The sequence below is a fragment of the Pseudomonas sp. Yb2C2 genome (assembly GCF_052112325.1).
Lineage (GTDB): Bacteria > Pseudomonadota > Gammaproteobacteria > Pseudomonadales > Pseudomonadaceae > Aquipseudomonas > Aquipseudomonas marginalis.
Genome location: NZ_JAVAJK010000001.1, coordinates 16,268 through 41,227, shown reverse-complemented (window position 1 = coordinate 41,227; position 24,960 = coordinate 16,268). Strand labels below are relative to the sequence as shown.

26 protein-coding genes, 1 tRNA gene and 1 pseudogene are annotated in these 24,960 nt (G+C 60.0%); 19 read left to right on the top strand and 9 right to left on the bottom strand.

The features are described from left to right. Positions 1 to 2 precede the first annotated feature (2 nt). The 5 genes from rloB to Q8X51_RS00205 all read left to right on the top strand — a co-directional run bounded on the left by rloB (position 3) and on the right by Q8X51_RS00205 (position 4,855). Positions 3 to 1,535 carry an osmotic stress tolerance membrane protein RloB gene (gene rloB, locus Q8X51_RS00225; RefSeq protein ID WP_027603667.1) on the top strand — a complete coding sequence of 511 codons (1,533 nt, stop codon included), beginning with the start codon at positions 3 to 5 and terminating at the stop codon, positions 1,533 to 1,535. Beyond that, positions 1,535 to 2,521 (top strand): alpha-L-glutamate ligase-like protein, encoded by a 987-nt coding sequence (locus Q8X51_RS00220; RefSeq protein WP_027603666.1) that lies wholly within the window; start codon positions 1,535 to 1,537, stop codon positions 2,519 to 2,521. The genes rloB and Q8X51_RS00220 overlap by 1 nt, the downstream gene beginning before the upstream one ends. A gap of 102 nt (positions 2,522 to 2,623) precedes the next feature. After that, complete coding sequence (gene pabB, locus Q8X51_RS00215) at positions 2,624 to 3,967, top strand: aminodeoxychorismate synthase component I (protein ID WP_407693386.1); 1,344 nt, start codon at positions 2,624 to 2,626, stop codon at positions 3,965 to 3,967. Positions 3,968 to 4,196: 229 nt separating this feature from the next. Then, positions 4,197 to 4,499: a type II toxin-antitoxin system HigB family toxin gene (locus tag Q8X51_RS00210; RefSeq protein ID WP_065924792.1), complete on the top strand. Its 303-nt coding sequence runs from the start codon at positions 4,197 to 4,199 to the stop codon at positions 4,497 to 4,499. Beyond that, positions 4,499 to 4,855: a helix-turn-helix domain-containing protein gene (locus Q8X51_RS00205; protein ID WP_065946898.1), complete on the top strand. Its 357-nt coding sequence runs from the start codon at positions 4,499 to 4,501 to the stop codon at positions 4,853 to 4,855. The genes Q8X51_RS00210 and Q8X51_RS00205 overlap by 1 nt, the downstream gene beginning before the upstream one ends. A 77-nt stretch (positions 4,856 to 4,932) precedes the next feature. Here Q8X51_RS00205 and thrH read toward each other — a convergent pair whose 3' ends face one another. Next, a complete protein-coding gene (gene thrH, locus Q8X51_RS00200; protein WP_065924794.1) occupies positions 4,933 to 5,550 on the bottom strand; it encodes a bifunctional phosphoserine phosphatase/homoserine phosphotransferase ThrH in 618 nt (205 codons plus the stop codon). 151 nt (positions 5,551 to 5,701) lie between these two features. On the opposite strand from thrH, the gene Q8X51_RS00195 reads away from it, so the two are divergent. The 3 genes from Q8X51_RS00195 (at position 5,702) to Q8X51_RS00185 (ending at position 9,282) form a co-directional block, all read left to right on the top strand. Next, complete coding sequence (locus Q8X51_RS00195; RefSeq protein WP_027603661.1) at positions 5,702 to 6,436, top strand: phosphoadenylyl-sulfate reductase; 735 nt, start codon at positions 5,702 to 5,704, stop codon at positions 6,434 to 6,436. A 574-nt stretch (positions 6,437 to 7,010) separates the two neighbouring features. Next, on the top strand, positions 7,011 to 8,540 hold the full coding sequence (locus tag Q8X51_RS00190) for an NCS1 family nucleobase:cation symporter-1 (RefSeq protein WP_323146261.1): 1,530 nt from the start codon (positions 7,011 to 7,013) through the stop codon (positions 8,538 to 8,540). A 13-nt stretch (positions 8,541 to 8,553) separates the two neighbouring features. Then, complete coding sequence (locus tag Q8X51_RS00185) at positions 8,554 to 9,282, top strand: aspartate/glutamate racemase family protein (protein ID WP_027603659.1); 729 nt, start codon at positions 8,554 to 8,556, stop codon at positions 9,280 to 9,282. 13 nt (positions 9,283 to 9,295) lie between these two features. Here Q8X51_RS00185 and Q8X51_RS00180 read toward each other — a convergent pair whose 3' ends face one another. Then, a complete protein-coding gene (locus Q8X51_RS00180; protein WP_407693385.1) occupies positions 9,296 to 10,219 on the bottom strand; it encodes a LysR family transcriptional regulator in 924 nt (307 codons plus the stop codon). 126 nt (positions 10,220 to 10,345) lie between these two features. Between Q8X51_RS00180 and Q8X51_RS00175 the strand changes: the two genes are divergently transcribed. Next, positions 10,346 to 11,092, top strand: a complete 747-nt coding sequence (locus Q8X51_RS00175; RefSeq protein ID WP_407693384.1) for a 3-oxoacyl-ACP reductase family protein — start codon at positions 10,346 to 10,348, stop codon at positions 11,090 to 11,092. A gap of 48 nt (positions 11,093 to 11,140) precedes the next feature. Here Q8X51_RS00175 and Q8X51_RS00170 read toward each other — a convergent pair whose 3' ends face one another. Next, on the bottom strand, positions 11,141 to 11,830 hold the full coding sequence (locus tag Q8X51_RS00170; protein ID WP_053132697.1) for an HAD-IA family hydrolase: 690 nt from the start codon (positions 11,828 to 11,830) through the stop codon (positions 11,141 to 11,143). 259 nt (positions 11,831 to 12,089) lie between these two features. Between Q8X51_RS00170 and Q8X51_RS00165 the strand changes: the two are divergent. The 6 genes and pseudogenes from Q8X51_RS00165 to Q8X51_RS00140 form a co-directional block, all read left to right on the top strand. Further along, positions 12,090 to 12,341 (top strand): annotated as a pseudogene (locus Q8X51_RS00165) (type II toxin-antitoxin system RelE family toxin); the annotation flags it as partial. Then, positions 12,325 to 12,651: a helix-turn-helix domain-containing protein gene (locus Q8X51_RS00160; RefSeq protein ID WP_065946900.1), complete on the top strand. Its 327-nt coding sequence runs from the start codon at positions 12,325 to 12,327 to the stop codon at positions 12,649 to 12,651. The pseudogene Q8X51_RS00165 and the gene Q8X51_RS00160, both read left to right, overlap by 17 nt. A gap of 50 nt (positions 12,652 to 12,701) precedes the next feature. Further along, on the top strand, positions 12,702 to 13,067 hold the full coding sequence (locus Q8X51_RS00155) for a DUF2784 domain-containing protein (RefSeq protein ID WP_065924798.1): 366 nt from the start codon (positions 12,702 to 12,704) through the stop codon (positions 13,065 to 13,067). Positions 13,068 to 13,121: 54 nt separating this feature from the next. Further along, positions 13,122 to 13,700 (top strand): DUF4337 domain-containing protein, encoded by a 579-nt coding sequence (locus Q8X51_RS00150; protein WP_407693383.1) that lies wholly within the window; start codon positions 13,122 to 13,124, stop codon positions 13,698 to 13,700. A gap of 91 nt (positions 13,701 to 13,791) precedes the next feature. Beyond that, positions 13,792 to 14,127: a hypothetical protein gene (locus Q8X51_RS00145; protein WP_032887540.1), complete on the top strand. Its 336-nt coding sequence runs from the start codon at positions 13,792 to 13,794 to the stop codon at positions 14,125 to 14,127. A gap of 62 nt (positions 14,128 to 14,189) precedes the next feature. Beyond that, positions 14,190 to 15,230, top strand: coding sequence for a DMT family transporter (locus Q8X51_RS00140; RefSeq protein ID WP_407693382.1), 1,041 nt, complete (start codon positions 14,190 to 14,192; stop codon positions 15,228 to 15,230). 50 nt (positions 15,231 to 15,280) lie between these two features. Here the strand turns inward: Q8X51_RS00140 and Q8X51_RS00135 are convergent, their stop codons facing one another. The 3 genes from Q8X51_RS00135 to Q8X51_RS00125 form a co-directional block, all read right to left on the bottom strand. Next, positions 15,281 to 15,739, bottom strand: a complete 459-nt coding sequence (locus Q8X51_RS00135) for a DUF2442 domain-containing protein (RefSeq protein ID WP_074847472.1) — start codon at positions 15,737 to 15,739, stop codon at positions 15,281 to 15,283. Positions 15,740 to 15,742: 3 nt separating this feature from the next. After that, entirely contained in the window at positions 15,743 to 15,976 is a 234-nt protein-coding gene (locus Q8X51_RS00130; protein WP_074847473.1) for a DUF4160 domain-containing protein, read from the bottom strand. 178 nt (positions 15,977 to 16,154) lie between these two features. After that, positions 16,155 to 16,244 (bottom strand) — tRNA-Ser (locus tag Q8X51_RS00125). A gap of 336 nt (positions 16,245 to 16,580) precedes the next feature. Between Q8X51_RS00125 and Q8X51_RS00120 the strand changes: the two genes are divergently transcribed. The 3 genes from Q8X51_RS00120 (at position 16,581) to Q8X51_RS00110 (ending at position 19,323) form a co-directional block, all read left to right on the top strand. Further along, positions 16,581 to 17,273 carry a crotonase/enoyl-CoA hydratase family protein gene (locus Q8X51_RS00120; RefSeq protein WP_407693381.1) on the top strand — a complete coding sequence of 231 codons (693 nt, stop codon included), beginning with the start codon at positions 16,581 to 16,583 and terminating at the stop codon, positions 17,271 to 17,273. 212 nt (positions 17,274 to 17,485) lie between these two features. Continuing rightward, a complete protein-coding gene (locus tag Q8X51_RS00115; RefSeq protein ID WP_323146255.1) occupies positions 17,486 to 18,208 on the top strand; it encodes a lysophospholipid acyltransferase family protein in 723 nt (240 codons plus the stop codon). Positions 18,209 to 18,351: 143 nt separating this feature from the next. Then, positions 18,352 to 19,323 carry a magnesium and cobalt transport protein CorA gene (locus Q8X51_RS00110; RefSeq protein ID WP_027603646.1) on the top strand — a complete coding sequence of 324 codons (972 nt, stop codon included), beginning with the start codon at positions 18,352 to 18,354 and terminating at the stop codon, positions 19,321 to 19,323. Here Q8X51_RS00110 and Q8X51_RS00105 read toward each other — a convergent pair. From Q8X51_RS00105 to Q8X51_RS00095, 3 genes are all read right to left on the bottom strand, one after another. After that, positions 19,320 to 20,045 (bottom strand): amidotransferase, encoded by a 726-nt coding sequence (locus tag Q8X51_RS00105; RefSeq protein WP_407693380.1) that lies wholly within the window; start codon positions 20,043 to 20,045, stop codon positions 19,320 to 19,322. The genes Q8X51_RS00110 and Q8X51_RS00105 overlap by 4 nt on opposite strands. Before the next feature lie 94 nt (positions 20,046 to 20,139). Then, a complete protein-coding gene (locus Q8X51_RS00100; protein ID WP_407693379.1) occupies positions 20,140 to 22,284 on the bottom strand; it encodes a 3-hydroxyacyl-CoA dehydrogenase NAD-binding domain-containing protein in 2,145 nt (714 codons plus the stop codon). Positions 22,285 to 22,299: 15 nt separating this feature from the next. Then, positions 22,300 to 23,505 (bottom strand): acetyl-CoA C-acetyltransferase, encoded by a 1,206-nt coding sequence (locus Q8X51_RS00095; protein WP_407693378.1) that lies wholly within the window; start codon positions 23,503 to 23,505, stop codon positions 22,300 to 22,302. A gap of 639 nt (positions 23,506 to 24,144) precedes the next feature. Here Q8X51_RS00095 and Q8X51_RS00090 point away from each other — a divergent pair. Continuing rightward, positions 24,145 to 24,951, top strand: a complete 807-nt coding sequence (locus Q8X51_RS00090) for a c-type cytochrome (protein ID WP_065924812.1) — start codon at positions 24,145 to 24,147, stop codon at positions 24,949 to 24,951. The last annotated feature ends 9 nt before the right edge of the window (positions 24,952 to 24,960 follow it).

Below are 24,960 nucleotides of genomic sequence, written 5' to 3'. Positions count from 1 at the left end.
GAATGCGCGCTCTAACCCTGCACCTGAGAATCCTGATCGCCATCCTGGTGGTGTTGGGTATTTCGGTCACCGCCTACCAGATCTTCGTGCTGGGCATTCCCGTCACCGAGGACGCCACCGACGACCTGTGGAACATCGACGCCAAGGTCGAGTTCGTCGCCAACCCCAAGGACCCGGTGAAGATCCAGATGTTCGTGCCGCCCTTGAGCCGCGACTTCGTCAGCCTTAATGAGAGCTTTATCTCGAATAACTACGGGGTGAGCGTCAACCGCATCGACGGCAACCGTAAGGTCACCTGGTCGGCACGCCGCGCCAAGGGCAACCAGACCCTGTATTACCGCCTGGTGCTGACCAAGCGCTACAGCGGCGAAAAAACCAAGATCAAGGGCCCGACCTTCCGCGACAGCATTGCCGTGGAAGGCCCGGAAAAAATCGCCGCCGAAGCCCTGCTGGCGCCGATCCGCCAGCATTCGGCCGACGTCGAGACCTTCATCACCGAAGCCATCAAGCGCACCAACAACCTCAACGACGACAACGTGAAGCTGTTGCTGGCCGGCGACCCGTCGACGCCGCACAAGGCCAAGATCGTCGAGCTGCTGCTGTCCATCGCCCACGTGCCGGTGGAAAAGGTCCACACCATCCGCCTGGTGGCCGACCAGCCGCAAACCCCGGAACTGTGGCTGCGCAGCTTCAATGGCAACGACTGGCTGTACTTCAACCCGGAAACCGGCGAACAGGGCCTGCCCGCCGACCGCCTGCTGTGGTGGACCGGCGATGAAAACCTGATCACCGTCGATGGCGGCAAGAAAGCCATGGTCACCTTCAGCCTCAATAACAGCGAAATGAACGCGATTCGCCTGGCCAAGCTGACCGACGAGAACACCGACGCCAACTTCCTCGAATACTCGCTGTACGGCCTGCCGCTGCAAACCCAGCAGACCTTCATGATCATGGTGATGATCCCGATTGGGGTGCTGGTGATCCTGATCCTGCGCAACCTGATCGGCCTGCAGACCCTGGGCACCTTTACCCCGGTGCTGATTGCCCTGGCGTTCCGAGAGACGCAGCTGGGCTTCGGGATTGTGCTGTTCACGATTATCACGGCACTCGGCCTGTCCCTCAGGTCGTACCTGGAACACCTGAAGCTGCAGATGCTGCCGAGGTTGTCGGTGGTGCTGACCTTCGTGGTGGTGCTGATCGCCGCCATCAGCCTGTTCAGCCACAAGCTGGGGCTGGAGCGCGGGCTGTCCGTGGCGCTGTTCCCGATGGTGATCCTGACCATGACCATCGAACGCTTGTCGATCACCTGGGAAGAGCGCGGCGCCAGCCATGCCATGAAAGTCGCGATTGGTACGCTGTTCGCCGCGTCCCTGGCGCACATCATCATGAGCGTGCCGGAGCTGATCTACTTCGTATTCACCTTCCCGGCGATCCTGCTGATCCTGGTGGGTTTCATGCTGGCGATGGGTCGCTATCGCGGCTACCGCCTGACCGAGCTGGTACGGTTCAAGGCTTTCCTCAAGGCTGATTCGTAATGTTCGGCTTCTGGAAGACCTGGAAAGCCCTGGAAGCGCGGGGGATCATGGGCATCAACCGGCGCAATGCCGACTACGTGCTCAAGTACAACAAGCGCAGCCTGTATCCGATCGTGGATGACAAGATCATCACCAAGGAACGGGCCATCGCCGCCGGCATCCATGTGCCGGAAATGTACGGGGTGATCTCCACCGAGAAGGAAATCGACAAGCTCGACGAGATCATTGGCGGGCGCAGCGATTTCGTGATCAAACCGGCCCAGGGCGCCGGCGGCGACGGCATCCTGGTGGTGGCGGACCGTTTTGAGGGGCGCTATCGCACGGTGTCCGGCAAGATCATCAGCCATGAAGAGATCGAGCACCAGATTTCCAGCATCCTCACCGGCCTGTACTCCCTGGGTGGCCACCGCGACCGTGCGCTGATCGAATACCGCGTGGTGCCCGATCAGATCTTCAAGAGCATCAGCTACGAAGGCGTGCCGGATATTCGCATCATCGTGCTGATGGGCTACCCGGTGATGGCGATGCTGCGCTTGCCCACCCGCCAGTCGGGCGGCAAGGCCAACCTGCACCAGGGCGCGATTGGCGTGGGCGTCGACCTCGCCACCGGCCTGACCCTGCGCGGCACCTGGCTGAACAACATCATCACCAAACACCCCGACACCACCAACGCGGTGGATGGCGTGCAACTGCCCAACTGGGACGGGTTCATGAAGCTCGCGGCCGGCTGCTACGAGCTCTGCGGGCTGGGGTATATCGGCGTGGACATGGTGCTCGACCAGGAAAAGGGCCCGCTGATCCTGGAGCTGAATGCGCGGCCGGGGCTCAATATCCAGATCGCCAACGACTGCGGCCTGACCTTGCGCACCCATGCGGTGGAGGCTCGACTGGAAGAACTGAAAGCCGCCGGCGTGACGGAAACCCCGGAAGAGCGGGTGAAGTTCGTGCAGGAGATGTTCGGGCATATTCCGCCCGTGGAAGGCTGATCCGGTCTTCGAACTGCCTATCCCCGACATCCCCCCTAGGAGCAAATCCTACGGGGGACTACAATCCCTCTCCCCCCGCGCCATTGGCTGATCCAACCCCGCATGTCGACCTGCTCCGTACACCCATTGCCCTACCGGGCCAACCCCGCCGAGTATTTTGCGGCGATTCGCCACGCTCCCGGCGCGGTCCTGCTCGACAGCGGCCGCCCGGCGGCCGAGCGTGGGCGTTACGATTTGCTCAGCGCCTGGCCCGAAGCAACCTTGACGGTAGCGCCTGACGAAAGCGGCGCTGCTTTCCTGCATCGCTTACGGGAAAACCTGACGCGATTGGGTGAAGCCGCAATTCCTGCCGGTTTGCAGTTGCCGTTCGCCGGTGGCTTGATCGGCTACCTGAGCTACGACTTCGGTCGGCACCTGGAGCTCATGCCGCACCTGGCAGTGGATGACCTGCACCTGCCGGACGCGCGCTTCGGGCTGTACGCCTGGGCGCTGATCAGTGACCACCAGGCGCAGGCCAGCCAGCTGGTGTTTCATCCCTCGCTGGCAGACAGCGAACGGCAACGGCTGATCGCGTTGTTCAGCCAGGGGGCTGTCGACACCTCTGCGACGTTCAAACTCCAGGGCCCGATGGCCCCCGACCTCAGCGCCGAGGCCTACCGCCAAGCCATCGTGCGGATCCAGGATTACATCCAGGCGGGCGACTGCTACCAGGTCAACTTCGCCCAGCGTTTCCGCGCGCCGTGCCTGGGCGATCCCTGGGCCGCCTACTGCGCGTTGCGCGAAGCCTGCCCGACGCCATTTTCCGGGTTCCAGAGCCTGCCGGACGACGGCGCGGTGCTGAGCCTGTCGCCGGAGCGTTTCGTGCGCATCAGCGAGCGCCACGTCGAGACCCGCCCGATCAAAGGCACCCGCCCCCGCGGCCTTACGCCGGAAGAAGACGCGGCGAATGCCGCCGAACTGCTGGCCAGCCCCAAGGACCGCGCCGAGAACCTGATGATCGTCGACCTGCTGCGCAACGACCTCGGCCGCACCTGCCGCACTGGCTCGGTAAACGTGCCGGAACTGTTCAGCCTGGAAAGCTACCCCAACGTGCATCACCTGGTCAGTAGCGTGACCGGCACATTGGCCGACGACAAAGACGCCCTCGACCTGATCGCCGGCAGCTTCCCCGGCGGTTCGATCACCGGTGCCCCGAAAATCCGCGCGATGCAGATCATCGACGAACTCGAGCCGACCCGACGCGGGCTGTACTGCGGTTCGTTGGTGTACCTGGATGTGCGCGGCGAGATGGACAGCTCCATCGCCATTCGCAGTTTGCTGGTCAAGGATGGCCAGGTGTGCTGCTGGGGCGGCGGCGGGATTGTCGCGGATTCGCAGTGGGAGGCGGAGTACCAGGAGTCGCTGACGAAGGTACGGGTGTTGTTACAAACGCTGGAAAACCTGTAGCGCGCAGTGCCTTCCTGGCTCTCAGACGTAGCGCCGAGCAGTAGAAAAAACCTGAATCAGACCCACAGTAGACGTAGTTGAACGTCGGAAGATAGCGTCCGGCTTCAACCGTCCGCCCGCCGTCTGTGAAGGATCACATGAAGCGACTGCCTACCCGTCAGGAAATATTTCCGAGATTGCGCCCCCTCTCAACCGCGCCTATCATCTCCCAAATTGGGAGGTTGCAGCGATGCGGATAATCGCTCTATCGACCTTACGAATATTCTGGGAAAACCAACCCGCCTATATCGATGCAAAGGCACCGCTTATTGAACTGTATCGGCATATGGAAAAGGCCATTTACCCGACGCCACAAGCACTCAAGGCAGCGCTCAGGACCGCGAGCATTCTCAAAGGTGGCAGGGTTGTATTCAACGTGGGCGGCAACAAATATCGAGTGATCATGGCGATCGATTACCAGCGACAGCTTGGGTTCATACGGTTCGTAGGGACTCATGCGCAGTACGACCAGATCAACGCGGAGACCGTGTAATGAACATCAAACCCATACACTCCCAGGAAGACCTCACTGCTGCACTCGCGCGGGTACAGCAGCTCTGGGGAGCGGACATCGGCTCGACTGAAGGCGATGAGCTGGAAATTCTTGCAGTACTCATTGAGAAGTACGAAGCCGAACATTACCCAATACCACCTTCTGATCCGGTGGAAGCCATTAAATTTCGCATGGAGCAACTGGGCATGACTGCCCGCGACCTGGAGCCATTTATCGGCACCAGCGGACGTGTATCCGAAGTGCTGAACCACAAGCGCAAGCTGAGCCTGTCGATGATCAAGCGGCTGCATGAAGGCTTGAGTATTCCTTATGAGCGGTTGCTTGCAGGGAGCTGACAGAAACATGGGTAGTGGCGCTACTTTCCCCATCGGGAGCAAGCCCCCGATAGGGCCATCAGCCGAACCGAAAGAAATTACAGGCTCAACGGCCGATTCGACGCCCTGATGAACTCTTTCTTCAAATCTTCAAACGTATGCACCGCCGGGAATTGCGGGAATTCGCGGATCACATTGTCCGGCGCATGGAACAGAATCCCGCGGTCGGCCTCGCCCAACATGGTGGTGTCGTTGTAGGAGTCGCCCGCAGCGATCACGCGGTAGTAGAGGGTCTTGAACGCCAATACCGACTGGCGCTTGGGGTCTTTCTGGCGCAGTTGGTAGCTGACCACGCGGTCGTTTTCGTCGGTGATGAGACGGTGGCACAACAAGGTCGGGAAACCCAGCTGGCGCATCAGCGGCTGGGAGAATTCGTAGAAGGTGTCGGACAGGATCACCACCTGGAAGCGCTCGCGCAGCCAGTTGACGAACTCGATGGCACCGTCCAGCGGCTTGAGGGTGGCGATCACTTCCTGGATGTCGGCGAGCTTGAGCCCGTGTTCGTCGAGGATGCGCAGGCGCTGCTTCATCAGCACGTCGTAGTCGGGAATGTCACGGGTGGTGGCCCGCAGGGATTCAATACCGGTTTTTTCGGCGAAGGCGATCCAGATTTCCGGCACCAGCACCCCTTCCAGGTCGAGACAGGCAATTTCCACAAGACACTCCCATTAGATGTTGTTAGTTGAGCGAGCAAAAGGACTGCCGAACTCTAGCGATTCAAGCCCGCCGCCGCAACGCAGGGCGGATTTTGATACCATCGCTCCCCTATAGAGCGCTCAGCGCCATTGACCTGTAGGAACCGTCCTGATGAACCAAGCCTTCGACGTCGTTGAACTCGCCACGACTTATGCCAACAAGTCTGCCCAGGACATTCTCAAGCTGGCGTTCAGCCAGTTCGGTGATGACCTGTGGATTTCCTTCAGCGGCGCCGAGGATGTGGTGCTGGTGGACATGGCCTGGAAGCTGAACAAGAACGTCAAGGTGTTCAGCCTCGACACCGGTCGCCTGCACCCGGAGACCTACCGGTTTATCGAGCAGGTGCGCGACTTCTACAAGATCGACATCGAACTGATCTCTCCGGACCAGAGCAAGCTGGAACCCTTCGTCAAGGAGAAAGGCCTGTTCAGCTTCTACAAGGACGGCCATGGCGAATGCTGCGGCGTGCGCAAGATCGAGCCACTGCGCCGCAAGCTTTCCGGCGTCAGCGCCTGGGCCACCGGCCAACGCCGCGACCAGAGCCCCGGCACCCGCAGCCAGGTGGCGGCGCTGGAAATCGACACCGCCTTCTCCACCCCGGAACGTACCCTGTACAAGTTCAACCCGCTGGCGCAGATGACCAGCGAGGAGATCTGGGGTTACATCCGCATGCTGGAGCTGCCGTACAACAGCCTGCATGAGCGCGGCTTTATCAGCATCGGCTGTGAGCCGTGCACCCGTCCTGTGCTGCCGAACCAGCACGAGCGCGAAGGACGCTGGTGGTGGGAAGAAGCCACGCAGAAGGAATGCGGGCTGCATGCCGGGAATATCATCAGCAAGGCTTGAAGTTGATGCTGTAAAAAATGTGGGAGGGAGCTTGCCCTGATGCTAGTCAGTTGAGGCTTTTTGTAGGAGCGAGCTTGCTCGCGAAAAACTCACAGGCGCCGCGTTCATTCAGGAAGCACGCGTTATCGTTGACGTTTTTCGCGAGCAAGCTCGCTCCTACAGGAGGCGATGTACGCTTAACTGACTGGTATTAGGGCAAGCCCCCTCCCCCATTTTGTTTTGGGTTGAGTGTTAGAGATGTACACATAGATGTAACCATCGGTGTCATTTATGTGTGCAATTTCTCTTCAACCGCACCATAACGTAACACCTCTCCCCTCCCCTCGGTTGGCCTGGCGAATCACAAGCTGACAACGCAAAAATAAATAGCTGTTCAATCGGTCAATTTATATTTCTTCAAATTCAGCCAGTTATTTAACTCACCTATAAAAACGAAATTACCCAGGACTTTCATAGATCCAAAGCTGGCACACATGTGGCTTAAGGTGAAATACGCTTTGTATACAATAAATACAAAACCTACATACACTTTGCCATCTGCAGCGCCTCAGCAGATGTGCTGGAGCCTGCCGGAATGCGTACAAGCCTTTCGAATAACATCGCACTGGATCTGCCCTCCTCCGCCCTGAACCCGGACGCCGCAAGCCCCGGCCCCCTGGTGCTCAGCCCGCGCCTGCACAACAAGGACCTGGCGCCCACCAAGGTCGAAGGCCGACGCTGGGGGCGCTACAGCATCTTCGCGCTCTGGACCAATGACGTGCACAACATCGCCAACTATTCGTTCGCCATCGGCCTCTACGCGCTGGGCCTGGGCGGCTGGCAGATCCTGTTGTCCCTGGGCATCGGCGCGGCGCTGGTGTACTTCTTCATGAACTTGTCGGGGTATATGGGCCAGAAGACCGGCGTGCCGTTTCCGGTGATCAGCCGCATCAGTTTCGGCATTCACGGCGCGCAGATCCCGGCGTTGATCCGCGCCGTGATAGCGATTGCCTGGTTTGGTATCCAGACGTACCTGGCGTCGGTGGTTTTCCGCGTACTGCTGACGGCGATTCATCCGGGCTTTGCCGACTATGACCACAACTCGATCCTGGGGTTATCCACCCTGGGTTGGGCGTGTTTTGTGGCGATCTGGTTCGTGCAACTGGTGATCCTGGCCTATGGCATGGAGATGGTGCGCCGTTATGAAGGCTTCGCCGGGCCGGTGATTTTGCTGACGGTGGCGGCGCTGGCCGGTTGGATGTACTTCCAGGCCGGCGGCCACATTGCCTGGTCGATCCGCGAACCGCTGAGCGGCGGCGAGATGTGGCGCAATATCTTTGCCGGTGGCGCGTTGTGGCTGGCGATCTATGGCACGCTGATCCTCAACTTCTGCGACTTCGCGCGCTCTTCGCCGTGCCGCAAGACCATCCTCGTCGGCAACTTCTGGGGCCTGCCGGTGAATATCCTGGTGTTTGCCGCCATCACCGTGCTGCTGTGCGGCGGGCAATTCCAACTCAATGGCCGAGTGATCGAAAGCCCGACTGAAATCATTGCAGCCATCCCCAATACCTTCTTTCTCGTGCTGGGCTGCCTGGCGTTCCTGATCGTGACCGTGGCGGTGAACATCATGGCCAACTTCGTCGCGCCGGCCTTTGTGCTGAGCAACCTGGCACCCAAATACCTGAACTTCCGCCGTGCCGGCTTGATCAGCGCCACCGTGGCCGTGCTGATCCTGCCGTGGAACCTCTACAACAGCCCACTGGTGATCGTGTATTTCCTCTCCGGCCTGGGCGCGCTGCTGGGGCCGCTGTACGGGGTGATCATGGTCGATTACTGGCTGATTCGTAAAAGCCAGGTGGACGTACCGCAGCTGTATAGCGAAAACCCGAATGGCGTTTATTACTACAGCCGTGGGGTGAATATGCGTGCAGTGGCGGCGTTTATTCCTGCAGCCGTGATCGCCATCCTGCTGGCGCTGTTGCCGGGATTTGCCAGCGTCTCGCCGTTTTCCTGGTTGTTTGGCGCCGGTATTGCAGGGTTGCTGTACCTGCTGATCGCCAAGCGCCAGCCGTTCTACGCCGATGTCAGCGGCGAAAGCATTGCCGTCGATAACGTCAGTCACTGAGTAAGGACCTTCCATGCGTATCCTCGTGGTCAACGTCAACACCACCGAATCCATCACTGAAACCATCGCTCAACAGGCGCGGTCCGTGGCCTCGCCGGGCACCGAGATTGTCGGGCTCACGCCCTACTTCGGCGCGGAATCGGTGGAGGGCAACTTTGAAAGCTACCTGGCCGCCATCGCCGTGATGGACCGGGTGATGGCCTACGACCAACCGTTCGATGCGGTGATCCAGGCCGGCTACGGCGAGCACGGCCGGGAAGGCTTGCAGGAGTTGCTGAATGTGCCGGTGGTGGACATCACCGAAGCGGCGGCCAGCACCGCAATGTTCCTGGGCCACGCCTACTCCGTGGTCACCACCCTGGACCGCACCGTGCCGCTGATCGAAGACCGCCTGAAACTCGCCGGCCTGTACCAGCGCTGCGCCTCGGTGCGCGCCAGCGGCATGGCGGTGCTGGAACTGGAGGAAGACCCGCTGGCCGCCATGGAAGCCATCGTGCGCCAGGCGGAACTGGCCATCCGCGAGGACAAGGCCGAAGTGATCTGCCTGGGTTGCGGCGGCATGGCCGGGCTGGATGAGCAGATTCGCCAGCGCACCGGCGTGCCGGTGGTGGATGGGGTGACGGCGGCGGTGACCATTGCCGAATCCCTGGTGCGACTAGGGTTGTCGACGTCGAAGATCCGCACTTACGCGACGCCACGGCCGAAGCAGGTGATTGGCTGGCCGACTCGGTTCGGCCGCTGACCGGCACCTGGTTTCAGATTGCGCTGAACCTCTGGCCCAGCTTCTTCTCGGCAAACTGCTCGATGATGAAATCCACAAACGCCCGGGTCTTGCCGGGCAGCAGTTTGTGCTCCGCGTAGTAGATGGAAATATTGCCGTCGTCGACACACCAGCCGGGCAACACGCGCACCACCGCGCCACTGTCAAGGAACGGCACGGCCATGGGCATGCTCACCAGCGCAATCCCCAGGCCCTGGGCGCTGGCACAGCAGGCGGCTTCGGAGTCGCTCATGGTCATGCCGGGCTTGAGCACCAGCGGGCGGTGTTCGCGCGCGACACTGGTCAATTGCCAGGACCGGATACGCCCGGTTTGCGGCGAGCGGATCAGAATGCCCTTGCAGCGCGACAAGTCTTCGGGCTCGCGCACCGGTGGGCGTTGCGCCAGGTAAGCCGGTGAAGCCACCAGCACCCGATGCGCCGGCGTCAACTTGCGCGCCACCACGCCTTGGGGCAGCTCAAAACCGCCGCCGATGGCGGCATCGAAGCCCTGGCCGATCAGGTCCACCTGGCGGTTGTCGAAATGCCAGTCCGGGCTGATATCCGGAAAGCGCGCCATGAACGCCCCCAGCAACGGCACCACGTAGCGATTGCCAAACACGGTGCCCATGCTGACCTTGAGCGTGCCCACCGGCCGGCCTTCGGCGCTGGCCAGGTTAGCCACGGCATTCTGGATGGTGGTGAGGCTGCCGCTGACTTCGGCCAGGAACAACTTGCCGGCTTCGGTCAGGGCCAGACGCCGGGTGCTGCGCTGGAACAGCCGCACGCCGAGGCGCACCTCCAGCTTGGCGACGCTTTTGCCGACCGCCGCCGGGGTCAGGCTCAGGTGCCGGGCCGCCTCGGCAAAGCTGCCGCCTTCGGCGCTGCGCACAAAGCATTCGATACTGCCAAAGCTTTCCATAACGCCACACTCTAAACTTTTGGTTTACACAGACTATAGCAATCACGGTCTACCGGCAGCGGCGAGCGAGGTCGATACTCGGCTCCAACAACAGGGCATTGCGCCTTGAATGACCAGGAGATCGACATGACCACACACAACCTCAGCGGCAAAGTCGCCTTGATCCAAGGCGGTTCCCGCGGCATCGGCGCCGCCATCGTCAAGCGCCTGGCAGCACAGGGTGCAGCCGTTGCCTTTACCTACGTCAGCTCGGCCGCCAAGGCTGAAGCCCTGCAGCACAGCGTGATCAGCGAAGGCGGCAAAGCCCTGGCGATCCACGCCGACAGCGCCGATGCCACTGCGATCCGCAACGCGGTCAACGCCACCGTGGAAACCTTCGGCCGCCTGGACATCCTGGTGAATAACGCCGGCGTGCTGGCCATTGCACCGCTGGAAGACTTCAAGCTGGAAGACTTCGACCAGACCCTGGCGATCAACGTGCGCAGCGTGTTTATCGCCACCCAGGAAGCCGCCAGGCATATGGGTGAAGGTGGCCGGGTGATCAACATCGGCAGCACCAATGCCGAGCGCATGCCGTTTGGCGGTGGTGGCCCGTACGCAATGAGCAAGGCGGCGCTGGTCGGTTTGACCAAGGGTTTGGCGCGGGACCTGGGGCCGCGCGGCATCACCATCAACAACGTGCAACCTGGGCCGGTGGACACCGATATGAACCCGGCAAACAGTGATTTTGCCGAGAGCCTGATCGGGTTGATGGCGGTGGGCCGTTACGGGCACGTGGAAGAGATTGCCAGTTTCGTGGCATATCTGGCCGGGCCGGAAGCGGGGTATATCACCGGTGCCAGCCTGACTATCGATGGTGGCTTCAGCGCATAACCCAATGTGGGAGCGGCTTGCCCCCTCCCACCTGTTGACCTTGTTGATTCAGGAGATGGGGGGCAGGCCATAGGCCGCCAGGTCGAAGTCCGCAAGCTTGCGGATGATCTGGTCGGCATGCTGGTACTTGCTGTCGGCCATGGCTTCATCAGGGACGGCGATCGCGGTCATATGGGCGGCCTTCGCAGCCGTTACACCAAACGGCGAATCCTCGAACACCAGGCAATCCTCCGGGGCAACGCCCAAGCGGCGTGCAGCGGTGAGGAAGATGTCCGGCGCCGGCTTGGCGGCACCGACTTCCGGGTCGTCAGCGGTGACGATGGTGTCGAACAAACCAAACCACTCGCGGTGCAAGGTGGTTTTGTGGCCAAACGAATTGCGCGACGAACTGGTGCCCACGGCAATCGGTATGTTGTGCGCCTTCAAGTGCCGCACCAGCGCCTCCGCGCCAGGCATGCCCAAGGCCTTGGGAAAGCGCTCGCTCATCAGCGGTTCGCGAATTTCGAGGAATTCAGCCGGGGTAATCGGCAGGTCCAGCGCCTTGACCACATAGTCGGCCAAATCCTGGGCGCCGCGCCCGATGATGTGCTGCTTGATGCCCCAGTCGTAGGTTCGGCCGTAGCGTTCAGCGATGATCTGCGTGACTTCGGTGTAGATGCCTTCCGTATCCAGCAATAACCCGTCCATATCGAAAATCACGGCCTTGATCGGACCGACTGCGGTACGCGGTGCATTCATCACTACAAACCCTGGAAGAAGGACTAAATGGATTCAGCACAATAACGGCCTGGGTTACCTGCAAGCAACCTTCGCGGCCAGGTATTGAGTCGGCACAGGACTGCAGTCTGTGTGCGATCAGTGATTCATACCGGGCAACAGTTTTACCCGCCCGCCTGCGATGCGGCCGTCTAGGGTTTGTAGGAACAGAGCGTTCGACCGATAGCTCTCCTTTGAAAAATACCCCTTGCAAACCTTATAAAAGACTTATTAACCTCTGATGAACTCAATCCACTGGACCCGAAAAGCCGTCAAGCAATTGCTTCGATTGCATTCGTAGCATCAGCAACAAGTACGCGATGCCGTCTTCTCGCTTGAACGCATGCCCGAGGCAGTCAACGTCAAGGCGTTGGTCAACCACCCCCACGGTTACCGATTAAGGGTGGGTCATTACCGAGTCCTTTTCGACTGGGACGGCAATATCCAGGTAGTCAGCATTCAAGAGGTCAAGAAACGTGACGAGCGAACCTACTGCCATACAGATCATCCACAATACGGAGGGCAAGCCAGCCTTCGTGGTGATCCCTTATGAACACTATCTGGCCCGGCAGAACGATCCAAACCTCATTCCCCACGCGGTGGTCAGCCGCCTGGTAGATGGAGCCACTCCGATCCGAGCCTGGCGCGAACACCTGAACCTGACCCAGGAAGAAGTCGCCCAACGCCTGGGCATTTCCCAATCCGCATTTGCCCAGCAAGAGGCGGTGAACAAACCTCGCCGGACGACGCGGGAAAAGATTGCCAAGGCATTTGGCATCAACGCCGTTCAACTGGAGCTATAGCCTCAAACGGGACAGTCCGCGCCTTCAGTCACCTAAAAGCGAAACCAAACATGCTCTATCGTCTAGCCGCAGACAGCCTCGTGCTGTTCCACCTGTGCTTCATCCTGTTCGTACTGTTTGGTGGGCTGCTGGCGCTGAAATGGCGCCCGGTTATCTGGCTGCACTTGCCCGCCGCTGCGTGGGGCGTGGCGGTCGAAGTGTTCCACCTGCCCTGCCCGCTGACCCGCTGGGAAAACCTGTTCCGCCACCTCGCCGGGCAGGACGGTTATGGCGGTGGGTTTATCGAGCATTACATCCTCACGTTGATCTACCCGGCCGGGCTGACGCCACAGATCCAGCTGGGCCTGGGCGCATTGGTGCTGGCGATCAATATTGCGGTGTATGTGCGCTTGATCCGGCGTTACGTACAGGCTTGAGACAGCTTCACTGGTGAAGAATCAGACTCCCTCAGTCCCTTCACCGGCGCCACCATGTCCGAAGCCTTCGAAGTCCCCAGCCCCCACGAAAAACACCTCGAACACACCACCGAACACGCCCACGCCCACGGCGACAGTTTCGCCAGTCGCATCGCCGTCATGACCGCACTGATGGCCACGCTTGGCGCCATGCTCAGCTACCAGGCCGGCTCCACCGAGAGCGAAGCGGCGATGGACAAGAACAACGCGGCCATCATCAAGACCGAAGCCGCCAACCAGTGGAACTACTACCAGGCCAAGTCCAGCCGGCAGAACCTGGCGGAACTCGCGACCCATATTCCCGGTGTGGATGCCGCCCATTACAAGAATGAGATCGAGCGCTACAAAAGCCAGAAGGAAGAGGTACGCAAGCAAGCGGAGAAACTAGAGGCGACCTCAAAGGAATGGGATGAAAAATCCGAGCAGGCCCTGCACCAGCACCATCGTTGGGCCCAGGCGATGACCGCGATTCAGATCGCGATTTCGCTGGCGGCGATTACGTTGTTGACGAGAAGGGAATGGTTGAAGCGCATGTCCTATGCGGCGGCAGGTGTGGCGGTGGTGTTAGGTAGCCTGGCGTGGTTGCATATCTGACAGGGGAAGATTGATTTCAATCCCTTGCCGGGGCGATTAAAGTGCAGCCCCCGAGAATTGAATCTCGGGCTTTAGTCCATGGAGTTTCCCAGTGAAGTACATCAGTAAAGTGGTTGCAGCAGCCGTTCTCGGTTTCACCCTCGCAGGTTGCACCGGCACCGCCATCAAATCCCCGCAATACGACAGCAGCCAATACACCGTGCTGGGTCACAGCGAAGCCAGCGCCACCGGCATCATGCTGTTCGGCGTGATCCCGATCGGCCAGAACAGCCGTTTCGTGCGCGCCCAGGACGCCGCCATCAAGGCAAAAGGCGGCGATGCGCTGATCAACACCCAAGTGCAGGAAAACTGGTTCTGGGCCTGGGTGCTCAGCGGTTACACCACCAAGATTTCCGGTGATGTGATCAAGCTGAAAACCGCGCAGTAAAATCGCTCGGGCTTTCAACTGAGCCCGCGACGTATCATGGGCCAACCTTTCGAGGATGGCCCATGAACCTCAGTATCCTCTATGCACTCGCCGCCGCCGCCCTGTTCGGCGCCAGCACCCCGCTCGCCAAACACCTCGGCCTGGGCCTCTCGCCCGTGCTGCTCGCCGGTCTGCTCTATCTTGGCAGTGGCGTCGGCCTCGCTGGTGTGCGCGTTATTCGTGATCGCGGCTGGAAACCCTCCGGGCTAACCCCTTCGGAATGGCCCTGGCTACTCGGCGCCATCGCATTCGGCGGCATCCTCGGGCCCGTCGCGTTGATGTTCGGCCTGACCCGCACCGCTGGCGCCACCGCCTCCCTGATGCTCAACCTGGAATCGGTGCTGACCGCCGTTATCGCCTGGGTCGTGTTCAGGGAAAACGCCGACCGTCGCATCGTCCTGGGGATGATCGCCATCGTGCTGGGCGGCGTGGTGCTGTCGGGGGCCGACGGCGGTGGCACCAGCCATGACTGGACGGGGCCGCTGGCGGTTGCCGTGGCGTGCCTGTGCTGGGGGATCGATAACAACCTGACGCGCAAGGTGTCTGCATCGGACGCGCTGTTTATCGCCGGGGCCAAGGGGTTGATTGCGGGGCTGGTGAATGGCGGGTTGGCGCTTTATCTCGGGGCGCAGATCCCGGGCATGGCGCGGCTTGCACCTATCTTGCTGGTGGGTTTTCTGGGCTATGGCATCAGCCTGGTGATGTTCGTGCTGGCGTTGCGCGGACTGGGCAGCGCACGCACGGGAGCCTATTTTTCCACCGCGCCGTTCCTGGGTGCTGCGATTGCGGTGCTGTTGTTGGGTGAGTCAGTGACGCTGGCGTTCTGGATTGCCTCAGCGCTGATGGCCGTGGGGGTTTGGCTGCACCTGACGGAACGGCATGCCCATGAACATCAGCATGACGCGACGGAACACGGGCATCGGCATGTACATGATGAACACCATCAGCATGAGCACGGGTTTGAGTGGGATTCGGCGGAACCCCATAGCCATGGGCATGTGCACAGTCCGCTGAGGCACAGCCATGCGCATTTTCCGGATGTGCATCATCGGCATCGGCATTGAATGTATTAGGGCGGCGCTATAGGCCGCCCTTCTTTTGACATACAGGCCATTCAAGCGTGATGACCTGCGTGACCTTTATGCTCATATTCCCATCCCTTACACGCCAACCCTACGTGCTTGGGAATCAAGGCAGCACCGCTGCTATACGCCGTGATAGTCCTGCGCGAGAAGCCGAGTTCTACCGCCGCCGCAGAAAGAGACAAATTGTTGGTGAGCATCCACTTTCTGAAATCCTGCGTCAGCATGACCTCACCAGACTGCTCCAATGCCAGACGATGCAACGTAACGGCCGACACTTCGAGGTCACTGCCCCATGCCACATCAAACCCCCACTCACCTACTTGGGCCTGGCCGAATAACGCCAAATCCAAGAGAGGCTCGAGGACCGAGAAATTATTTATATGATCAGTGAGATCAACGGTGTGCCGCTTACCGTTGTGCCACTCGATCTCTAAGGCATGCTTGCCGGCAACTGGTTGCACAGCAGAGATGCGAAGCTTGCTGGCCATAAGTCAGTTCCTCCGGTTTTGTTCATCCCATACGCGCTTGAGATCAGCGATATGGGCTTTTGCCCAAAGCAGGGCGGCTTTCAAAGCTTTCGTTTCGGCACCTATACCGAGCACGACAAGCCCTTCTATCTGAACCAGCGACTCACCATCCGGCGTCTGCACGTGAAAGTGCGGCGGCGCGTGATCGTCAGGATAGATTTTTATTTTCCAGTTTCGTTCAGCGTGTAAGGTAGCCACGTAATCAGATGCTAGAGAAATTTTCTCCCTAGCATAACCGGCCTATTAGAACATCAAAACTGAAATTTTTAGCCATACCTCCAGACCGCGAAGATCTGTGGAGGTTAGTTTTTCAAACCCCTGAAATCACAAAACCCCTGGGTTCTTTCGAAACCAGGGGTTTTGTTTACATCAAATTTGGCGGTGAAGGAGAGATTCGAACTCTCGATACAATTTCTTGTATACACACTTTCCAGGCGTGCTCCTTAAGCCACTCGGACACTTCACCGTATCTCGTCAAACCAGTTCAGTCTGTCGAGGCGCGCTAATGTAGTCGAAAGCCTTTCTGATGGCAAAGGTTTTTTTCAGAATTTTCATGCGGTTAGACGGCTATGCCGGTAGTCGCCCGGCAAGGGGTGGTGATTCTGCCATTCTTGGGCATGGGCGGCCTGTGTCTGGGGTCGGTGTTGCGCCCTGCCCCAGGCCTTCCAGTGCTCTCCTTGCGGGGAAAGTCTGACTGGGCAGTCAGTCACGGCGCTTTACCGGGGCGGGCGTGGTGGGTAACGTCTGCGCATGCGCCTTTATAAACAGCCTCTCTATAACAAATCCTACAAGGAACCGCGTCATGAGTGAGTTGATTGCTTACCACCTCGAAGACGGTATCGCGACCCTGACCCTGAGCAACGGCAAGGTGAATGCCATTTCTCCGGATGTGGTCAGTGCGTTTAATACAGCGCTGGACCAGGCCGAGAAAGATCGGGCGGTGGTGATCATCACCGGCACGCCGGGGATCCTGTCGGGTGGTTATGACTTGAAGGTAATGACAGCCGGCCCTAAAGAAGCCATCGGCCTGGTGACGTCGGGCTCGACGTTGGCGCGTCGCCTGTTGTCCCACCCGTTCCCGGTGATTGTGGCGTGCCCTGGGCATGCGGTGGCCAAGGGTGCGTTCCTGTTGTTGTCGGCGGATTATCGGATTGGGGTGGAAGGCCCGTTCAGCGTTGGCCTGAATGAGGTGGCGATCGGCATGACCATGCACCACGCCGGTATCGAGCTGGCGCGGGACCGTCTGCGTAAGTCGGCGTTTCATCGGTCGGTGATCAATGCCGAGATGTTTGACCCGCAAGGCGCGTTGCAGGCCGGTTTCCTCGACAAGGTGGTGGCACCTGAAGAGCTGCAGGCGGCGGCGCTGGAAGCGGCACGTCAGTTGAAGAAGCTGAATATGAACGCCCATAAGCACACCAAGCTGAAGGTGCGTAAGGCGCTGCTGGAGGCGTTGGATGAGGCAATCATCCAGGATCAGGGGCATATCCTGAGTTAAGCCCTACAGCCGAAACATCGAAGCCCGACCTTGCGTCGGGCTTTTTCGTACAAATGAATCCGAAACATCTTTAGCCGCTCTAGCCTGCCTATATCGGCACATGTTGAAACATGTGCTTAAACATCGCCTATCTCCTACCTCTTTACGGGTAATTGCCGAACTCAGTGCACATCCGTACACTGCGCCACCTTTTATCCCGATGGGCCGTGTCGATGCTTTTTCTGTTACGCATGTTATTGATGGGCCTGCACTTTATGGTGGCCGGTGTACTGGGCGTGCTGCTCGGGGCCTGCCGGCCGTTCAACCCGGACAACAGCCGCTTGTGTGCGCGCCTTTATGCGCTGCCGGCCATGTGGATCCTGCGGCTGAAGGTGAAGACCGATGTCGACTCCCTGCGCAACAAGCCTGGTACGTGTGTGATCATCGCCAACCACCAGTCCAACTATGACCTGTTTGTGCTGGGCACCGTGGTGCCCCATCGCACTGTGTGTATCGCCAAAAAGAGCCTGAAATGGGTACCGCTGTTCGGCCAGTTGTTCTGGCTGGCGGGCAATGTGCTGATCGACCGCGGCAATGCGCACAAGGCACGTCGCGCGATGCTCACCACCACTCATACGTTGCAGCATCAGGACACGTCGATCTGGGTGTTTCCGGAAGGCACGCGCAACCTGGGCAAAGGCCTGTTGCCGTTCAAGAAAGGCGCGTTTCATATGGCCATCGCCGCTGGCGTGCCCATCGTGCCGGTGTGTGTCAGCAATTACGTCACCCATATGAAGCTCAATCGCTGGAACAGCGGTGATGTGCTCATACGTTCGTTGCCGCCGATTCCCACTGTGGGCCTGACTTCGGATGACATCCCGCAGTTGATGCAGACCTGTCAGGCGCAGATGGATGAGTGCATTGCTGCGATGGATCGCGACGTGCAATCTGCCTGAACCCCTTGTTTACGGGCGCTTCGTGCGCCGACGCAAACAGGCGTGCTCGCCACAAAAAGCACGTGCCTGCAACAGCAACAATGGAACGCCATTCAAGCTAAGCTGCCCAACACCTGTCCTCCTAATAAGAAGTGATCAGCACCATGGGTAGAGTTGTTGCGGCCGCCGTGTACAGCGCCGGAAAGAAAGTCACTGATATCACCCTCGACGAAGGCGCGGCCTGGGCCGCCAAACCCGGGCACTTTGTGTGGATCGGCCTGGAAGAGCCCAACGCGCAGGAGCTGGCCAACCTGCAACGCCAGTTCAACCTGCATGAACTGGCCATCGAAGATGCCCTGGAAAAACACAGCCGCCCCAAGCTGGAAACCTTCGGCGACGCACTGTTTATCGTCACCTATTCACCGGTGCGCGAGAACGGCAAGCTGGAGTTTATCGAGACCCATATCTTCGCCGGCAACGGCTACATCATCACTGCGCGTAACGGCCATTCGGCGTCCTACGGCTTTGTTCGGCAACGCTGTGAGGCGCGGCCGCTATTGCTGGAGCATGGGGAAGATTTCGTACTCTATGCCCTGCTGGATTTTGTCACCGAGAACTACCAGCCGGTCAGCGAGGCGATCCACGCCGAGATCGATGAACTGGAGCACAACGTGCTGTGCAGCTCGCTGAGCGAGCGCGATATCCAGAAGATCCATGGCCTGCGCCGCGACGTGCTGCGACTCAAGCGCTATGTGGCGCCGATGGTGGAGATCAGCCAGGAACTGCAGAAGCTGAGCTTCCCGTTTATCGACAAGAACATGCGCCCGTATTTCCGTGACGTGCAGATCCACGTCACGCGGCAGATGGAAGACCTCACCACCCTGCGCGATATCGCCAGCCAGACCATCGAGATCGGTGTATTGCTCGAAGCGTCGCGCCAGAGCGTGGTGCAGCGCAAGTTTGCCGCGTGGGCGGCAATCCTGGCGTTCCCCACCGCGGTGGCGGGGATTTATGGGATGAACTTCCAGAACATGCCCGAGCTGCAATGGCACTACGGCTATTTTGCAGTGCTCGGGTTTATTGCGTTCGGTTGCACGGGCTTGTGGGCCAGTTTCAAGCGCTCGGGCTGGCTTTAAACCCGGGCCTCAGGCTTGTGCGCCACGAAGCGCATCATCCATTCCGCCACGGTCACGCCGTGGTGGTCGCGCGCCAGGCTGGCGACGCCGTTTGTGTAGACTTTTTCACCCAGGGTCGTCTGAAGAATCTCCAGCAACTCGCGGGAATAATCATGGATAAATTCCGGGTGCCCCTGGAAGCACAGCACCTGGTCGCCGATGTGATAGGCGGCGAACGGGCAAAACTCGCTGGAGGCGATGACCGTGGCATTGTCCGGCAAGGTGGTGACCTGGTCCTGGTGGCTGATCAATAGCGTCAGCTCTGGCACTTCAGGGCTCATCCACGGCGCCTTGGTATCCAGTTTGTAATCGTGAATGCCCATGCCCCAGCCCTGGCCGGCGCGCTCGGCCTTGCCGCCCAGCAGCAGCGCGAGCAATTGATGGCCGAAGCAGATGCCCAGCAACTTGTCGCCGCGCTCATAGCGTTCGAGCAGGTAGGACTTGAGGGTCTGGATCCAGGGGTCGGTGCCGAAGGAATCGGCCTTGCTGCCGGTCACCAGGTAGGCGTCGAACACTTCGTCGTCCGACGGGTATTCGCCCTGCACCACGTTGTACACAACGAATTCGGCGGCAATCGGCTGCTTGGAGAACAGGCGCTTGAACATCTGCCCGTAGCCTTGGTATTGATCGATCAAGCCTGGACGCAGGATATCGGTTTCCAGGATACAGACGCGTAGCGACATAAAAAATACCTGACACGGTGATGGGAATAATGCACACCCCAGAGCCTGCCTTGAAATACCCTGACAAGGCAAGCCCTGTACATGCCCAAAACCGTCAGAAGGTCGTGTTCTGCGCCGCTTTGTCGAGCAACAACGCCGGCGGCGAGAACCGCTCCCCATACTGTTCGGCCAGGTAGCGGGCGCGGGCGATGAAGTCATTGAGGCCGTACTGGTTGATAAACTGCAACGCGCCACCACTCCAGGCGGCAAAACCGATCCCGAAGATCGACCCCACGTTGGCATCCGCGGTGGACATCAACACGCCCTCCTCCACGCAGCGCACGGTCTCGATGGCCTGGATAAACAGCAAACGGTCGCGCACATCCTGCGCTGAAATGCGCTGGTCGGCTCGCTCAAAGCGCGCTTTCAATTCAGGCCACAAATGCTTCTGCCCGCCCGCCGGGTACTCGTAGAAACCTCCCCCCGCCGCCTTGCCCGCGCGTTTGTACTCGTTCACCAACAGATCAATTACCACCGTGGCCGGATGGCTTGGGACTGTTTTACCTTCAACCTGCAGATCCTTGGCAGCCTGCTGTCGGATATGGCTCATCAGGCTGAGGGACACTTCATCGGACACCGCCAGCGGCCCCACCGGCATACCCGCCTTGCGCGCCTCGGTCTCGATCATCGGCGCAGCCACGCCTTCGCCGAGCATGGCGATGCCTTCATGGGTGAAGGTGCCGAACACCCGCGAGGTGAAGAACCCGCGACTGTCGTTGACCACGATCGGAGTTTTCTTGATTTGCAGGACGAAATCGAACCCCCGGGCCAGGGTTTCGTCCGAAGTGCGGGCGCCCTTGATGATTTCCACCAGGGGCATCTTGTCCACCGGGCTGAAGAAATGCAGGCCGATGAACTTGCCTTGATCCGGCACCGCCGTGGCCAGGCCGCTGATGGGCAAGGTAGACGTGTTGGAGGCGATCACCGCGTCGGCGCCGACCACATTGTGTGCGGCAGCCGAGACCTTGGCCTTGAGTTCACGGTCTTCGAACACGGCCTCGATGATCAGGTCACAGCCGGCCAGATCAGCATCCGAAGCCGTAGGATGAATCCGCGCGAGGGTGGTTTCGCGCTGCTCAGCGGTCAATTGCCCACGGCTGACCTTCTTGTCCAACAGCGCCGTCGAATGCGCCTTGCCCTTCTCGGCGGCCGTCAGGTTGATGTCCTTGAGCACCACATCGATACCGGCGCAGGCGCTGACATAGGCGATGCCTGCGCCCATCATCCCGGCGCCGAGCACCCCGACCTTACGCGTCACGTAAGGTGCAAAGCCCTGAGGCCGCGAGCTGCCGGCGTTGATTTCATTGAGTTGGAACCAGAAGGTGCCCATCATGTTTTTCGCCACCTGCCCGGTGACCAATTCGGTGAAGTAGCGGGTTTCGATCACGTGCGCGGTATCGAAATCCACCTGCGCGCCTTCCACGGCGGCGCAGAGAATTTTCTCCGGGGCCGGGAAGCAGCCATGGGTTTTGCTGCGCAAAATCGACGGTGCGATGGCGAGCATTTGCGCCACTTTCGGGTGAGACGGCGTACCACCGGGAATCTGATAGGCCTTGTTGTCCCACGGCTGCCTGGCCTGCGGATTGGCAAGAATCCATGCGCGGGATTTGGCCAGCAGCTCAGTGCGATCCGCCGCCAGCTCATCGACCAACCCGGCTTGCAGCGCTTGCTGGGGCCGGACTTTCTTGCCTTCGAGCAAATACGGCAAGGCCTTTTCCAGCCCCAGCATGCGCACCATCCTCACCACGCCACCGCCGCCTGGCAGCAGGCCAAGGGTGACCTCCGGCAAACCGAGTTGCACCGACTTGTCATCCAGCACGACGCGGTAGTGACACGCCAGGCAGATCTCCAAACCGCCGCCGAGGGCTGCGCCATTGACGGCGGCCACCACCGGCCTGCCGAGGGTTTCCAGGCTGCGCAGTTGCGCCTTCAACACCAGGACGCTGTCGTAGAAATCCTGGGCGTGGGCCTTGTCGACCTTGATCAGTTCATTGAGGTCGCCGCCGGCGAAAAAGGTCTTCTTCGCCGAGGTGATAACCACGCCGGCAATGTCGTCCTTTTCCGCCTGCAGGCGTGCGACGGTGGCCGCCATTGCCTCACGGTACGCGGCGTTCATGGTGTTGGCGCTCTGGCCGGGCATGTCGAGGGTCAGCACCACGATCTGGTCCTGGCCTTTTTCGTAACGAATGGCATCGGTCATGACAACTTCCTTGGCTCAGAGGCGTTCGATAACGGTGGCGATGCCCATACCGCCGCCAACACACAGGGTGGCCAGGCCGTAGCGCTGCTGGCGCACCTCCAGTTCGTCGAGCAGGGTGCCGAGGATCGCGCAGCCCGTGGCGCCCAGCGGGTGGCCCATGGCGATGGAGCCGCCGTTGACGTTGACGCGCGCGGCGTCGATGCCCATGTCCTTGATGAACTTGAGCACCACCGAGGCAAAGGCCTCGTTGACCTCGAACAGGTCGATGTCCTCCACGTGCAAACCTGCCTTTGCCAGGGCCTTGCGCGTGGCCGGCGCCGGCCCGGTCAGCATGATGGTCGGGTCGGTACCGGTGACCGCCGTGGCAACGATGCGTGCCCGCGGTTGCAGGCCCAGCTCGCGGCCCTTCGCTTCGGAGCCGATCAACATCAATGCGGCACCGTCGACAATGCCGGAGCTGTTGCCTGGTGTGTGGACATGGTGGATGCGTTCCACATGGCTGTAGACCCGCAACGCGGTGGCGTCGAAGCCCATCTGCCCCATCATTTCGAAGCTGGGCTTGAGCTTGCCCAGGCCTTCGAGGGTGGAATCGGCGCGAATGAATTCATCATGGTCCAGCAGCACGATGCCGTTCTGGTCCTGCACCGCGATCAACGACTTGTTGAAGGAACCGTCTGCACGCGCCCTGGCGGCTTTCTGCTGGGACTGTAGGGCAAAGGTATCGACATCCTCGCGGGTGAAACCTTCCAGGGTGGCAATCAGGTCGGCGCCAATGCCCTGGGGCGTGAAGTGACTGTGCATGTTGGTCTGCGGGTCGAGCACCCAGGCCCCGCCATCGCTGCCCATGGGCACGCGGGACATGGACTCCACACCGCCGACCACCACCAGGTCCTCAAAGCCGGAACGCACTTTCATCGCGCCGAGGTTAACCGCCTCCAGGCCCGAGGCGCAGAAGCGATTGATCTGTACACCGGCGACGCTGACGGCCCAGTCCGCCACCAGGGCGGCGGTCTTGGCGATGTCGGCGCCCTGGTCGCCCACCGGGGTGACGCAGCCGAGCACGATGTCATCCACGTGTTGGGTGTCGAGGTCGTTGCGTTGCCCCAGCGCGGTGAGCAGGCCGGCCACCAGGTTTACCGGCTTGACGCTGTGCAGGGCGCCGTCGGCCTTGCCTTTGCCGCGGGGCGTGCGTATCGCATCAAAGATCAAAGCTTGGGTCATGACGTCCTCGAACCATTGCGCAGTAATGCCCTTACCTTAGGCCCGATTGACACGGTTTCAATGACGGATGCGCTCATTGCTTTTGACCGCCACGCTCGGACGAACGGTAGGCACCTAAGGTAATTGCTGGATTAATCGTTTTAGCTGTCTAGCCAAGGCATTGGCGCCAAGATGGCGTTATGCCTCATGCCTTTTTAAGCTGAAATGCTGATTAGGTGATATGAAATGGGTCTAAGCCGCGCAGAACGAGGGCTCTAAGGTTCAATCAGTAAGAAGTTGCTGCCGGGTTTTGCTGGAGCAGCTGTAAGAAAAGCGACACGTCACATTGCGATACTCATATTCAACGGCACGCATTTGACGCTCAGGAATAACAACAAAAGGCAGTCAGCCATGTTTAAACATTCGAAAGTACGTCAGGCAGGACTTATTCTGTTCGCCACCACATTGATTCTGATCTTGCCCAACTTGACCAAGGTCATTGGGTGACCTCTTCTTGAGCCTGTTCTTACCTCAGGATTACCGCTTTTGGCAGCACCTGCCGGGACTTCGTGCATAGCGATCCTGTTGCAGGGGCTGCCTTTTTATCTGCACTTTTCCGCTATCGTGGGCCCTATCGCCACTTAATACGGGGCCGCCGTCTTGAAACCGATCTTCGCATTCCTTGCCTTGTTGCTCGCCCTGCCCGCTTCGGCGGCGCAATTGACCGTCGAGCTGGATCACAGCCGCAAGACCTGGCAGACCGCCGACCTGCTCAAGCATCCGGACGCGCAGACAGTGCAGGTCGTCGATGACGTTTCCTACAAGCGCAACATGACCTATCGCGCAGTACCGCTGGCAGTGCTCCTGCCGGGCCTACAGCCCGATAATCATCTGCAAGCCGTTGCGCTGGATGGCTTCGCCGCCGAACTGACGGCTGCACCGTTGCTGCAAAAAAACGGTGCCCGCGCCTGGCTGGCCGTGGAAGACCCGGCCCACCCATGGCCCCCATTGGCAGACGGCAAGCCGAGTGCCGGGCCGTTCTACCTGGTGTGGACCGATCCGCAGGCCGGGCATATCAGCCCGGAGCAGTGGCCGTTCCAGATCTGCGCGATCAAGCAGTTGAAGACGGTGGCCGAACGTTTTCCGGCGCTGCTGCCCGACCCGACGCTGGCTGCGAATGATCCGGTCAACCAGGGCTTTGCGCTGTTCCAGAAGAACTGCCTGGCCTGCCACCGCCTCAATGGCGCCGGCGACGCACAGGTGGGGCCGGACCTGAATGTTCCCTACAACCCTACGGAATATTTCAGCGGCGACTTCCTCAAGCGCTATATCCGCGACCCGCAGAGCCTGAGGCACTGGCCGCAGGCAAAGATGCCAGCGTTCGCCGCCAGCGTGTTGCCTGACAGCGAGCTGGAATTGCTGGTGGGGTACTTGAAGCATATGGCGGGGCGTAAACAACACCCCTGAACCCAGCCT

What these genes read in the sequence shown, in the direction of transcription:
- Q8X51_RS00140 (WP_407693382.1), top strand. Translation starts at nt 14,190, where the DNA reads ATGAACCTCAGTATCCTCTATGCACTCGCCGCCGCCGCCCTGTTCGGC.
- Q8X51_RS00155 (WP_065924798.1), top strand. Translation starts at nt 12,702, where the DNA reads ATGCTCTATCGTCTAGCCGCAGACAGCCTCGTGCTGTTCCACCTGTGC.
- Q8X51_RS00100 (WP_407693379.1), bottom strand. Translation starts at nt 22,284, where the DNA reads ATGACCGATGCCATTCGTTACGAAAAAGGCCAGGACCAGATCGTGGTG.
- Q8X51_RS00195 (WP_027603661.1), top strand. Translation starts at nt 5,702, where the DNA reads ATGAACCAAGCCTTCGACGTCGTTGAACTCGCCACGACTTATGCCAAC.
- Q8X51_RS00095 (WP_407693378.1), bottom strand. Translation starts at nt 23,505, where the DNA reads ATGACCCAAGCTTTGATCTTTGATGCGATACGCACGCCCCGCGGCAAA.
- Q8X51_RS00105 (WP_407693380.1), bottom strand. Translation starts at nt 20,045, where the DNA reads ATGTCGCTACGCGTCTGTATCCTGGAAACCGATATCCTGCGTCCAGGC.
- rloB (WP_027603667.1), top strand. Translation starts at nt 3, where the DNA reads ATGCGCGCTCTAACCCTGCACCTGAGAATCCTGATCGCCATCCTGGTG.
- Q8X51_RS00175 (WP_407693384.1), top strand. Translation starts at nt 10,346, where the DNA reads ATGACCACACACAACCTCAGCGGCAAAGTCGCCTTGATCCAAGGCGGT.
- Q8X51_RS00170 (WP_053132697.1), bottom strand. Translation starts at nt 11,830, where the DNA reads ATGAATGCACCGCGTACCGCAGTCGGTCCGATCAAGGCCGTGATTTTC.
- Q8X51_RS00115 (WP_323146255.1), top strand. Translation starts at nt 17,486, where the DNA reads ATGCTTTTTCTGTTACGCATGTTATTGATGGGCCTGCACTTTATGGTG.
- Q8X51_RS00135 (WP_074847472.1), bottom strand. Translation starts at nt 15,739, where the DNA reads ATGGCCAGCAAGCTTCGCATCTCTGCTGTGCAACCAGTTGCCGGCAAG.
- Q8X51_RS00150 (WP_407693383.1), top strand. Translation starts at nt 13,122, where the DNA reads ATGTCCGAAGCCTTCGAAGTCCCCAGCCCCCACGAAAAACACCTCGAA.
- Q8X51_RS00210 (WP_065924792.1), top strand. Translation starts at nt 4,197, where the DNA reads ATGCGGATAATCGCTCTATCGACCTTACGAATATTCTGGGAAAACCAA.
- Q8X51_RS00220 (WP_027603666.1), top strand. Translation starts at nt 1,535, where the DNA reads ATGTTCGGCTTCTGGAAGACCTGGAAAGCCCTGGAAGCGCGGGGGATC.
- Q8X51_RS00120 (WP_407693381.1), top strand. Translation starts at nt 16,581, where the DNA reads ATGAGTGAGTTGATTGCTTACCACCTCGAAGACGGTATCGCGACCCTG.
- Q8X51_RS00205 (WP_065946898.1), top strand. Translation starts at nt 4,499, where the DNA reads ATGAACATCAAACCCATACACTCCCAGGAAGACCTCACTGCTGCACTC.
- Q8X51_RS00185 (WP_027603659.1), top strand. Translation starts at nt 8,554, where the DNA reads ATGCGTATCCTCGTGGTCAACGTCAACACCACCGAATCCATCACTGAA.
- Q8X51_RS00110 (WP_027603646.1), top strand. Translation starts at nt 18,352, where the DNA reads ATGGGTAGAGTTGTTGCGGCCGCCGTGTACAGCGCCGGAAAGAAAGTC.
- Q8X51_RS00180 (WP_407693385.1), bottom strand. Translation starts at nt 10,219, where the DNA reads ATGGAAAGCTTTGGCAGTATCGAATGCTTTGTGCGCAGCGCCGAAGGC.
- Q8X51_RS00190 (WP_323146261.1), top strand. Translation starts at nt 7,011, where the DNA reads ATGCGTACAAGCCTTTCGAATAACATCGCACTGGATCTGCCCTCCTCC.
- pabB (WP_407693386.1), top strand. Translation starts at nt 2,624, where the DNA reads ATGTCGACCTGCTCCGTACACCCATTGCCCTACCGGGCCAACCCCGCC.